This is a genomic window from Kitasatospora sp. NPDC054939 (genome assembly GCF_053610105.1).
In genome coordinates, this window is the sequence record NZ_JBSGXP010000041.1 from 1 (window position 1) to 12,506 (window position 12,506).

At 67.7% G+C, this 12,506-nt stretch carries 6 protein-coding genes; 3 read left to right on the forward strand and 3 right to left on the reverse strand.

The window, feature by feature from the left end; translation table 11 throughout:
* The 3 genes from ACWGB8_RS14485 to ACWGB8_RS14495 form a co-directional block, all read left to right on the forward strand.
* Nucleotides 1–391, forward strand: a 391-nt coding sequence (locus tag ACWGB8_RS14485; protein WP_452213566.1) for a hypothetical protein, incomplete at its 5' end; no start/stop codon positions are given.
* Between the two features lie 71 nt (nucleotides 392–462).
* Nucleotides 463–6,201, forward strand: a complete 5,739-nt coding sequence (locus tag ACWGB8_RS14490; RefSeq protein WP_452213568.1) for a hypothetical protein — start codon at nucleotides 463–465, stop codon at nucleotides 6,199–6,201.
* Between the two features lie 459 nt (nucleotides 6,202–6,660).
* A complete protein-coding gene (locus ACWGB8_RS14495; protein WP_452213570.1) occupies nucleotides 6,661–7,593 on the forward strand; it encodes a phosphorothioated DNA-binding restriction endonuclease in 933 nt (310 codons plus the stop codon).
* 129 nt (nucleotides 7,594–7,722) lie between these two features.
* Here the strand turns inward: ACWGB8_RS14495 and ACWGB8_RS14500 are convergent, their stop codons facing one another.
* From ACWGB8_RS14500 to ACWGB8_RS14510, 3 genes are all read right to left on the reverse strand, one after another.
* The gene (locus ACWGB8_RS14500; RefSeq protein WP_452213572.1) at nucleotides 7,723–9,624 is read right to left on the reverse strand and encodes a DNA/RNA helicase domain-containing protein; all 1,902 of its coding nucleotides are present in this window, start codon (nucleotides 9,622–9,624) and stop codon (nucleotides 7,723–7,725) included.
* A 796-nt stretch (nucleotides 9,625–10,420) separates the two neighbouring features.
* Complete coding sequence (locus tag ACWGB8_RS14505) at nucleotides 10,421–11,671, reverse strand: tyrosine-type recombinase/integrase (protein WP_452213574.1); 1,251 nt, start codon at nucleotides 11,669–11,671, stop codon at nucleotides 10,421–10,423.
* A gap of 487 nt (nucleotides 11,672–12,158) precedes the next feature.
* Entirely contained in the window at nucleotides 12,159–12,401 is a 243-nt protein-coding gene (locus tag ACWGB8_RS14510) for a hypothetical protein (RefSeq protein ID WP_452213576.1), read from the reverse strand.
* Nucleotides 12,402–12,506 lie beyond the last annotated feature (105 nt).

Below are 12,506 nucleotides of genomic sequence, written 5' to 3' on the forward strand. Positions count from 1 at the left end.
CACCGAACTCCTGCGGCTGTTGCAGGTCGAACACGACGAGACCGCCGCACGCGCCGACTACCTGCGCGAACAGATCGACCAACTCACCGGTGAACTGGACGAGGTGGAGGCCCGCCTCGCCGAGATCGTCACCACCGGCAAGGTCATCGACGGCCTCGCCCCGCCCGACCACGAACCGGCCACTGCGGAGACCGCCACCACTTACCAGCGCATCGTGACCGCCTTCAACGAGCATCCCGGGCGGGTCTTCCGGGTCCGCGACCTGCACGAACTCCTCGGCCTGCCCACCGATGAGCCCTCGATCAACGTCACCCGCTCCCGCCTGGGACGACTCGTTCGTCAGGGACTCCTCGACCAACCCGGACCCGGCCGCTACCAGAAACGGACTTAACGTCCTCTCAGAGCCTCGAGATCCCCGACAGGGCCCCTCGCTGCTACTGTCTCTGGCTGGAAAGGAGTTCTGTGTCTGCAGACCGCGCTTCGGGCTCCGCTGGCGATTTGGTCTTCGCCGCGTCGCAGAGAGACCGTGCTCTGGACCAGCAGGTGAAGGCGAGCCGAGCGCTGCGACTTGCCCCGGGTGTCTATGCCGTCGGCGCTGACTTGCCGCCCGAGACCGTCGCGTACATCCACAGGTTCTCGCTCATCGAGCACTACTGGCCAGGCGGCGTGCTGTGCGGGCCGACCGCCATGTCGGGCGGCGAGCCGGTTGATGGGTACATGTTCGTCGCTCATGCGGGGCAAGGCCGTAAGACGGCGCTCAAGCTCCCTGGGCTCACCGTGCAGCCGACGGCCGGCCCAGGGCCGCTGGCGAGCGATGAGAGCGGCCCGGGCGGTCTGTGGACATCAGGCACGGCCCGCCGACTCCTGGAGAACGTCAGCCAGGGGAAGCGTCCCCCACGTCACCAGGCAGGTGCCGAAGAGGTGCGGCAGATCATTCGCGATCTGGCCGACCAGGGCGACGAGCACGTCAGCCAGGTCTCGGCAGAGGTGGAGGCCGTCGCCGAACACTTTGACCCCGGCGTGGTCGCGCAGGTCAAAGTCATGTTGGGGTCGCCGATGGCTGACGAAGTCCCAGGGGCGTCGGCTTCCAACGGGGGCTCTGCTTCCCCATATTCCACAGGCGGTGGAGGCGTGACATTGGAGCGTCGCCTTGCCGCCGTCTACCTGAGTCATCTGCTCACCGGAACCCCGGTGGACGAGCTGGGTGCATCGCGTTCTGTGACTCGCGTCGCGTTTCAGCAGGCCCCTTCCTATGCAGTGGATGACCTTGTCGTCACTGCAGTCGATCCTGACAATCCGCAGGACAGTGCAGAGCTGCTGATTGCTGCCAGGCGCGCGCCGCTGTTGACCGCGAGCGACGAGAGCAGCCAGCAGCTGATCACGCAGGTGCTCAAGGTCACCACACAACCCACCCAACCGCCGCCGATTCGCACGGTCGCCGTCGCTGTCACGGGAAACCACAAGCCCGGCCAGCAGCTCAGTCTGCTGGCACACCATGCCCACGAACAGTCAGATCCAGACGAGTTCTTCGCTCTGATCAACGAGCCGCGCAAGTTCGATGCTGAGGTTCGCGGCCGCCTCGCCCAACTGCTCAAGCTCGTCGCGATCGGGCTGGATGCCCTGTCGCTTCCCGCGGATGAGCCGGCTTCACGCGCGGCCCTCTTTGACCTTCTGTCCCAGCTGGTCGTGATCCAACTTCGTCTGGAAGCCCCGGACGAGCACGACTGGGGCCACCTGCTGGGACAGCTAAAGCCGGCAGCCCGTGGTACCTCTCCGCAGGGGGCGGCACGTTTGCGTGACCGCCTCGAAGCCCTGGCGGCGATCTATGCCCCGGCCGCGGCCGTCATCGAAGCAAGTCAGCTGCGCCGCGATGTGCACGCTCTCCTCGAGAGCACCTACAACCGGAACGCGCCGGCTTGGAACCTGCTGGCCCAGCTCGATCAGGACTGGCGCGCCTCAATCCGGAGCCGCATCGGCGACTACGACAGCGGAGAGCAGAGCGTCCAGATTGATCGCACCGCTGATGCCGACCTGTTGCGCTCCGCGATCGACGACAACGCCCTGCTGATCCACGGGCAATCCGGCGTTGGCAAGAGCGCGTTGATCTGCGACCTCCTCCCAGTTGGTACCCATGAGCAGCAGATCCTCGGCCTCAACCTGCGCCACCTGCCGCGCACCGCAGTCGAGTTCACCGAGGCTATGACTGTTCCTCTGCAACAGGCACTGGCTGAGCTCAGCGCTCCTGAGCGGATTCTCGTCATCGACGGAGCGGACGCGGCCACCGAGTCCGACGCCCGGGAGGACATGCTGGAACATGTCCTCCGCGCCGCACACAGCGCCCAGGTCACGCCGATCGTGCTCACTAACGATGACGCGCTCCACGTGGTACGCGACATCACGCAACGCGTAGTGGGAAAGGTCCGCACGCACGAGGTGAGCGGCCTGGACGACGCGGAGATCGGCGCCGTCGCAAGGACGTTCCCGCACCTGCGCCCTCTGGTCGAATCTTCCCCCGCACGCGAGTTGCTGCGCCGCCCCGCCATCACCGACCTCCTTGTGCGCGCCGGGACCGACGGTGTGCCGCTCACCGAAGCCGACGCCATGCGCGAGATCTGGCACGGCTTGGTCCGTCGCGGAGGGCGCGACGGTCACGGCAATCCGGATGCGCGGGAACGAGTGCTGCGCCAGTTGGCTCGTCAGCAGTTGGACCGTACTGACGCGGAGACGGTACTGGACCAGCTTGACGCTGACGCGGTCGCTGGCCTGCGCCGGGACGGCCTGCTCCGGCCGGCCACGGATCAGCCCTGGCAACAGGTTCCGTCCTTTACCCATGACATTCTGCGGTCCTACGCGCTCGCTCAACTCCTACTCGTCAACGGCCGCCCAGGCGCGCGGCTCGGGACCAGCCAGGCACCGCGCTGGGCGCTTCCAGCCGCCAGACTTGCCTGCCAGGCCCTCCTGACTACGTCGGCCGATCGCTCTGACTCCCCGCTCGCGCAGCGATTCCTGCAGCTTCACGAACAGTTCCAATCGTTGGTGGAAGCAGGTTACGGCGACCGGTGGGCTGACATCCCCAGCGAAGCCCTGCTGACCGCCGGCCGCGACGGTGACGAGCTCAGCAGTGCTTGGCCGACTATCCTGGCGGCCGCCCCGGAGACGCCCTCCCGGGTTCTCCGCGTGCTCGGGCAACGTCATCAACGCGGTGGCTTGCTGGACTCCTCGATCGCTGAACCAGTGATCCAGTGTTTGCTCGACCACCGTGTTGCCCCTGCGACAGCAGCCACCACACAAGAGATCATCCGTGACTGGCAAGTGGCACTGGTTTTCTCGCGTACACCTGGCGGCCACCCGCTGCGCAGGCGCCTGCGAGAGCAGCTTGTCCAGCACTGCCGGGCCGCGTTCGCAGCTCTGGAGGAGGAGCAACAACGTTCGCGTCAGCAAGCCAGCGCGAACGACCCAGAGAAGGACAGCCTCGCGGCGGCAGCCAGGCTGATGGCTGCGCCGGACATGCTTCGCCTCGAGCGCACTCGAGAGAAGCGGCAGCATCTGCCGAACGAGTACACCGATGAAGCCATGCTTGAGCGGTTGGCCCTCCTGGGACCGGATCTCGACGACGAGACGGAGGAGATTCTGCGCCTCGTCGCCGAGTACGGCCCGCATGATCTCGCCCCTGCGGTGGAAAAGCCTTTCACGGGTCATGCGCTTGCTCAGTACAGCCCCGAGCTCCTGCGAACCCTGATCGAGGCGTACTACATCGACACAGAGAGTCCGCCATTTTTCAGCGCTGGCTCCGATGAAGGCATCAGGGAACACCTATGGGGTGGCCTCGGCACTCCGCTCGCGGCCTCCTACCGGGGCCCATTCCTCGCGTTGCTCCGCACCGACTTTCGCCGGGGCGTCGCCGTCATCAACACCGTCTTGAACGCTGCGGCCAAGGCGCGCGTTGCCCACATGACCCGGCCTACCTGGCACACACATGGGCAGCAAGCGGACCCTCGGGATTTTGAGTCGATCTTCGTCCTTGACGGAGCGGAGCGATGCTTCATCGGCGACGAGCAGGTCTGGGTGTGGTACCGCGGGACAGGAGTCGGACCCTACCCGTGCATGAGCGCCCTTCAGGCCCTGGAGCTGGTCTGCGACGAGCTCATTGCGCTCGGCATTCAGCCCAGCCAGTTGGTGCCGGTCATGCTAGCGGGCGCTGAGAGCCTGGCCATGATCGGCCTCATCGTCGGCTTCCTGGTCCGCCACGTCGACACCGCTGGAACCCTCCTCGACTCCTTCCTCGCGGAGCCGCAGGTGTGGCACCTGGAGTTCTGGCGCCACATGTCCGAATCGAGCGGGCTGGCCGCCCGTACACCCGGCATCGCCAACGTCGAGCGGCGGAGCTGGACGCTACGCGAGGCCACCATGGTCATGGTCCTGTCAGCAGACGAGGGGCGACGCCAACAGCTGCTGGCGATTGGCAACCAACTCGTGGAGCGTGCCCAGGAAGCGATTGGCTCGGACGCTGCTTCGGTGGGCACCTCGGGAGCACCCGACACGGTTGATGCTGAGACAGAGAACTTCTTGGCCACCGTGCGCGGATGGGCAGCGACGTTTGACGCGAGCCGGTACCGCAGTGAGCAGCAGGCCGACGGGTCGGTACAGATCGAACTGACCCCGCCTGACGATGTGGTCTCGGTCTTGCAATCCCAGAACGATGACCTCGCTCGTGGCAGTCGCGCGACAGCCCTCGTAGCCCGCTACGGGGACCGCCGCAAGGCGCTGGCTGATGACAGCACTCCAACCGACTTCCTCCGGGATCTACGCGAGGCCCGCGACCTGCACGCGAACCCTCCCCAGAGCATTCCAACTGGGCCCCTCGAGGCTCCCGCAGCGGTCGCCTGCCACGCCCTGCACACCGCGCTGGTCAGGGCTGAGCCCGTGGTTGAGGGTGACCTGCTCTGGTCGGCGAACGTCCTCCTTGAGGTAGCCGAACGGCCACGCTCACAGGAACAGCCGGACGACGACGTCTCGCTGATCACCTGGGGAGCAGATCGCAGTGCAGCACGCGGACTCCCGCTGCTGCTCCTGCCACAGGCAGCCGTCGTGCGTCGGGCCGCCGGCCTTGAGGACCAGCAGGGCCGACAGCGCCTGCGCGACGCCCTTCAACAACTCGCTACAGCCCCGGCACATGAAAGCCGGCTCTACTATGCCGGAGCCTTGGACCCGGTATGGGCAGCACCCTGTGCCCTGGACTCCGCAGAGGTATGCCACCATCGTGTCGCCCTCGGCCTGGTTGAGGACTGCGTTCGTGCTGCCACCCACGGTTCGTGGAACGTCGAGGAGCAGTCCTACGAGCGTCTCCGTCTGGAGGGCCCTGTCGCGGATGCCCTTCCCAGTATCCCCGGGGACAAGATCATCGTGAGGGTGTTGAGCCCTGGAATCCGGGCGGCAGCGCCTGCCGCGGTAAGTGGTTGCTGCAGTGCCGAGGCGGCCCGGTTGCTGGCGGCGCTGCTTGATGCGCACCGGCGCGGTCTGATCTCGCACGAGCACCTCTACCACCGCAGCCAGGATGACGCGCTGGTAGCCGCACGTGCCCTGCTCACGGTGTCCGACGCCAGCGCCATGAGCCAACACCTGGCAGCCTATGGCACACGCATGGACCCTCTCGCGGGGTTCCTCAGAGCGGTGGCCGCAGCAGCGGAAGAGACAACCACTCTGGCCGATGCAGCAAGCCGTGCCTGGCCTCGCGTCATGGACACGGTGCTGGGCATCTTGGATGCCGCCGACAAGCCCGACATGAGAGACCGCTACACGGTGTATGCCACGGCAGCGCTCGTTCCCAGCGTGGCCTACGACTTCGGATACCTCTACCGAGAGGTATCGGGCGAGCCCAGATCATGGACGGACCTCAGTGCGTGGACTGTTCAGATCGGGCGTTGGCTTACGCACGCGAGCGGCCACCCCGACTGCGTCAATGCGCTCGTCAGTGCCGTCCGTACTCTGCCCATGCCTGAGCAGGTCGTGGTTGGACTGCCGTGGATGGAAGCTCTGATCGTGAGCGCGCCTGATCGAATCGCCAACCGCTCATGGGGACTTGCCGACTGGCTGCGAGAAGTCCGCAGCCACGTCCACGGAAACGCTCCGAGTAGCTGGCAGCGAATCGTTGACGCCCTGACCGTGGCGGGCGACGAGACCATGTCGGACTTGGCAGACTGAAGCGCCGACATCAGTGTCATCGGCGTCGGCTTGCAGGGTCGTGATCTCTCCGCAGATCCGGCCACCGGCCAGGAACAGGGAGAGCACGTACGGAAGCCGGAGATCGCACTGTGCGCCGGATGAAGGGGCGAGGAACGGTATCCAACGATGTCGCTGTCCACGCGACGTTGAACGACGGCGGTCCCCTGCCGGGCGCTCTGCGTGACCGGTTTGGGACGGCATCTTGTGTACGGCGCCAGCTGGCGCAGTGGCGCGTGGACTGTCGTCGCTACCGGTAGGCGTATGAGCTGCGCGCGTAGTTCGGCGCGAGCCGGGGCCAAGTGAATCGTATGGCGCGGATACCCAGGTGGATGCTCCGCCATCCATGGCCGGTGCACGCTCGGGCGGCGATTGGACAGCGTCGTGCGTGGGGGCTTGAGGCTGTGGTCGTGTCGGTGCCCCGGAATACGCTAGGCGGCCATGGACTGGCTGGAGCGGGTGGCGAAGCTGAGACGGTGGACGAACAACGATGTTCGGGCGCCGCACAAACCGTTGTTGCTGCTGTACGCGCTGGGCAGCTTCCCGCGAGATGCCGACGGTGAACTGAGGTACAGCGCGGTCGAGGAGGAGCTGAAGCGGCTGCTCGAGGAGTACGGGCCGTCCCATCCGACCACCCCCGCCTACCCTTTCCACCATCTGGTCAGTGACGGCGTGTGGGAGGTCAGGACGGAGCAGGGGCTCGGGAGCCCTGGAAGCGGAGTGCGGGTCCTGCGCTCCAGCGGCGCGACCGGGAGGCTCGCGCCCGAGTTGCGGACGGCGCTGAGGAAGGAGCCGGCGCTCCTGGGCCGGCTGACACGGGTGCTCCTGGACTTCCACTTCCCGCCGTCGCTGCACAACGACCTGTGTGAGGCCGTCGGACTCGACTTGGACCTGGTCGAGACCGAGGGCGTGCCCGGAGGCATCCCGGGTGGGAGAGAGCGGGCGGCGCGACGGCCGCGGGACCGGCGAATGCGTGAACTCGTCCTGACTGCCTATGAGTTCCAGTGCGCCTTCTGCGGCTACGACGGGATGCTGGGTGCGAGCACGGTCGGTCTGGAAGCAGCTCATGTGCGGTGGTGGTCCTATGACGGGCCGGACGAGGTCGACAACGGCCTGTGCCTGTGCTCCTTGCACCACAAGCTCTTCGACAAGGGCGTCCTGGGGCTGGGGGAGGGGCACCGCATACTTGTCTCACGGCGCTTCGTCGGACGCAGCGAGGCCAGCAGGCAGCATGTGCTCGCCTTGGCCGGACGGCCGGTCATCGGCCCGCAGGCAGGGATTCCACCGGTCGCGGGCCGACACCGGAAGTGGCATGTCGAACAGGTCTTCCGAGGCGAGCCCAGAGAATCCCCGAACCCGGTGTCCACCATCTGACAGAGGCTGTTCGATCGCTGATCCAGCAGCGTGATGACCACGTGCCGTCCGGCTTCGTTCCGCACGGCCGGGAACAGGCCCTGCGGAACGGACGGCACCGGTGCCTTGCGCGGAGTCAGTGGGTGGACGTCAGCCGCGGCGGCCGTGCCCCACTTCGATCCGTCCCGCCCGCTGCCCGGTGACCAGATCACGCAACTTGGCGCGTGTCTCCGGGTCCGTCGAGTACACGACCGTGCCGATCATTCCACGGGTCAGCAGCACCTTGTAGGTGTTGCGGATCAGGCGGTCGATGTCGGCGTCGGTGGTGGACTTGCGGAAGACGGGGTCCTTGGAGGCCGTCCGGTCGGTGGTCCAGTGGTCGGTGCGCCAGACGAGGTCCGGCCCGATGATGACGCCGCTCCAGTCGTACTCGAAGCCCTGGGCGGTGTACACGCAGCCGACCTGGCCGAAGCCGGCCGGGTCGGTGGCCCACAGCGCGGCCGGCGGGGCGCCGGCGATCGACCGGTCGCCGTAGACGTTCCACGGGCGGGCCCAGTCACCGATGTGCACGTCGAGGGGGAGCGGATCACCCGGGGCGACCTTCGTGGTCCACTTCCAGCAGTACCCGGCCGACATACGGGCGCCGTACCCCTCCGCGCGCCGCGCGTCGAGGAATGCCTCCAGCTCCTGGGGACTGTCGACCACCTCCAGGGCGACCTTGCCGTCGGGCTCCCAGCCGACCGGGCCGCCGGGCTCGAGGCCCAGGAGGCGCACCACCCAGTGCAGGTAGGCGTCGCTGCCTCCGCAGCGGAACTGGCTGTCCAACTCGACCACCTGGCACTCCAGGCCCTTCACCGCCGCGGCAGCCCGGATCTGGGCCACGGTGCCCATCTCGCCCGGCCGGACGACCTGGTGCTCGTCCAGCAGGAACACGGGCACCCGGGCGGCGTCGATCAGCTCCTCGATCTGGGGCTTGCCGGTGCGCTGGGCGGCCCGGGTGTAGCGGTTCGCCGACGTCTCCCGGATCCGGTGTGCCTCGTCGCAGATCAGCACGTCCAGCCCGTTGCGCTCGGCGGTCATGAAGCTGTTGAAGTACTTGAACAGCTCCTGCACCTGACGCTTCCGTGCACCGGCCATCCGACGCATCGTGGTGGTGAACGAGCTGGACCCGGTCGCGTGAAGGGCAGTGACGCCACGCCGGTACAGATCGCCGAGGAGGGACAGCGCGATCACGCTCTTCCCGGTCCCCGGGCCGCCCGTGATGACGACAACCTGCTTGTGGTCGGACTGCTGTGCCTGACGGACCGCGCGCAGCACCAGCTCGTAGGCAACTCGCTGCTCGTCCAGCAGGACGAACTGCTCGCGCTCGCGGACCTCTTCGGCGGCCACCGCCATCAACTGCTTGGACGGGGCCACCTTGCCCGCGAGCAGCTGGTCTGCCGCCTCCGCGCCGGAGACCGGCTTCAGCTTCGAGCGGAGGTACTGGACGAATTCCCCGCGGCGCTCGGCGGTGAAGAGCCGGCCGCGCTCGTCCTGCGGCACCTCATAGAGGCCCTGGACGCCGAACTCCGTCGCGTTGTGGAGGAAGGCCACTCCGGACAGCCGCTCGGGATGGGCGGCGAGTGCGCCGTTGAAGGAGGTGAGGTAGTCGCAGTAGCCACGGACCTGCTCGATGGGATTCAGCACGGGCCGGGTGTAGGCGTCGACGCGGCAGAGCAGGGGCTCGCCGTCCTCCGGGAGCGCACTGCTCCACTGCTTGAGCTCGACCACCACGTACGACGGTTCGCCCGTGCTCGGGTGGACGCCGGCGAGTATGACGTCAGCCCGCTTGCTGTTCAGCGGAAGCGAGTACTCGAGGAGCACCTCCACCATGCCCAGCCCGGCGTCCAGGAGAGCATTGGTCAGAGCCGGGATGCTCCGCTCCCAGGAGCGCACCTCGGACGGGCTGGGCTTGTGCCCGTGCTTGTGGACGAACTGGTCGATGAGGCGCACGAACAGTGATCCGGCCAGGCTCTCGGCGGCGACCGCGGACACGGAGTCGCGGAACAACAAGGAATGCTCCCAGGCAGCACGAAGTGACTCGTGCGGGTGGGGGCATGTCCCTGGAGGGAAGCCCGGCGGGCCGCGCTGATGACAGAGCCAAACCTACAACGGAGAGTCTGAGCTCGTGCCCGAACACCTGAGCCTCCACCAACGCATGGCGGACCGGGAATGGGCGACGGGGACGGCTTGCGTGGCCAGCAGAGCCCCGGAGCGGCCCCGCCTGGACGGGGCTACTCCGATGGATTGGGTCACGACAGCTGCGACGGAGCCGGGGGGCTGGAGCGGGAAGAACCGGAGACATGCCGGGGACCACGCGTCGATCACCATCGCCTCTGAGGCATCTTTTGGTGAACGAACAGCGCGGGCTGCTGGGGGTCAAGGGGTCGCAGGTTCAAATCCTGTCGTCCCGACCAGCGTTTACGCAGGTCGGAGGCCGTTCCTATCGAAATGATAGGAACGGCTTTTTCGTTCGGTGGTCGCAATGTGGTCGTGAACGCTCGTTCACACCGCCTCGCTGAGCACGTTTCCGCAGGCCCGGCCCCTGCGACCCGGCCGTGACCGGGCATTTGTTCATCCGTCCGGTAATCCGCGTGCAGTCGATCGCGGACCGGTCGCCTCTTCGGCGTGGAAACGGGCCCGGATTCGCGGGAAATGGGCATACCGAAGGGAACCTGCGGCGTCATCTGATTCGACAGGCCGCACATTTATCGGGTGTCAGCTATGAGCCGGGAATCCCGGTTGCTTGTCGGCCCTGGTGGCCGGAGCGGCCAGGAGGGTCCGCCGAGCCGTCTGCAGCGGTGGGCCGTCAGGCCGCGTGGCTGAACAGCGGGTTCGGCAAGCCGACGTCGTGGGCGGGGGCGTTCGGGTCGTGCCGGGCGCGGGCTTCGACGAGGTGGAGCCTTGCTTCGATGGTGTTCACGGCGGCTCTGGCGACGTCCCAGGTCAGGTGGCTGTAGATGTTCGCGGTGGTCGACAGGGTGGAGTGTCGCAGGGTTTTGGAGATGACGGCCATGGAGACGTTGCCCTCCAGGGCGAGGGTGGCGGCGAGGTGGCGCAGGTCGTGGATGGTGACGTGGGGCAGCGCGGCCTGTTCGCGCAGCTCGTGGAAGCGCCGCCGCACGGCGGCCGGGTGGAGGGGCCGGCCGTCGGGGCCCTGGAAGACGTGGCCGTTGATAGTGGAGGTGCTCCGGTCCATCGCGCGCTGGAGGGCGGCGGCGACGCGCTCGGAAAGGGGCACCCAGTTGCGGCTCTTCCTGGTCTTCGGCGCGGTCAGGACGAGTTCGTTGTTGTCGACGGCGGAGAGGGTGTGGCGGATGTACATGACGCGGTCGTCGAGCCGCACGCACGGGCGCTGGAGGCCGAGTGCCTCGCCCTTGCGCAGGCCGGTGCCGATGATGACCTCGAAGAGGTCGGCGAAGGCGGGGTCGACGTTGCGGCAGTGACCCAGGAAGGCGACGGCCTGCTCCGCCGTCCAGGGGACGCGTTCGTCGGGGCGGGGCCTGCGCATGGGCAGGGGCTGGGCGGCGTTGAAGGGCAGGCGGTGGGTGCGCACGGCTGTGCCCAGGGCGCTGGAGAGCGTGGCGAGGCAGTGGTAGACGGCCTGGCGTCCGCGGCCGGCGTCGAGCTGCTCGTGCGTGTAGGCGGAGATGTGGTCGTGGGCGAGCTCCTCCAGGCGCAGCTTGCCGAAGACGGGGATCAGTTCGCAGAGCACGTAGGTGCGGTAGCGGGCGTAGGTGGTGGGCTTGAGCAGGAACTCCATGCCCTTGAGCCACTTGGTGAGGTAGGCGGCGACCGTCTCGTGCGGGTCGGCGTCGAACCCCAGTTGCCGCCCTTCGAGAAAGCGCCGCAGCGCGGTCCCGGCATGCCACTCGTCCTCGAACCCGCCGCGACGTATCGTGCGCCTGCGGCCGCTGAGGGAGGGGATGTCGACGGCGAACGTCCACGTGCCGTGCCCCTCTTCGGCCAGGCGCGGGCACCCGGCGCCGAGCTGGCGCCGGGCGGCGTCCCGGCACCCGCACCGGCGGTAGACCCGGCCCGGCCGTCCTGACGTGCGCACTTCCCCAGCCTCCTACGGCAGTTGATCTCTTGCTCGACCCGCGGAGGCTACCGGGGCACTGCCCCGGCGGTCGTCTGCGACCACCATGCGATCACCAACACCAAATCGAGGCCCTGACCTGCGGCTCACGGTGAGGACCCGCACCTGGGCATGCGCATGTGCGGACGACTGCCTCGATACCCGAGTCGGCGCTGCGGATGCCCCGGAACTTCGTTACGGTACGTAACCGCCTGCGGGTCTGGAGCTGGGGGCCATGCTGGGGTATCAGGGGGGTGCTATTTCTGGATACCCACATTCGTGATACAGGGACTGACTCCTCCGGCGAGCGTTCGGCATGGCCGTCGGACGTCTCCTGCCGTCGATGCGGCTACGTAGTGTCACTGAATGGCGGCCCAGGTGTGTCGGCCGTGGGTGTCCTGTGGGCGCCGGCCGGCCCGGGTGCAGGCGGAACTCCGGGGAATCCGTGGGCGGGTGGTGCGGCAGGCGGTCAGATCAGTCGGTCGCGGTGGGTGGCCGCGGCTTCGCGGACGAGCCGGGCGAAGTGGCTGTGGCTGAGGTCGTGCGGCTGTCCGGCGTGCTCGGCGTCGAGGAGGTCGCGGGCGGGGCGCTTGGGGTCGAGCGGGCGTGAGTCGCAGGGCGACGTCGGTGTAGTCGGCGAAGGTCTCCTCGAGGTCGTCGAGCTGTTCGCGCAGGGCGTGGGGTCGGGGCGCAGGCGGTCGGTGATGTGCATGGCGTGGTGGACGAGGCCGATGACTGTGGCGTACGGGGTGGCGCCAAGTGGCGGTCGTGGATCCGCGCGGCGGGTACGGAGACGGGGCGGGGGAGGCGAGGGACG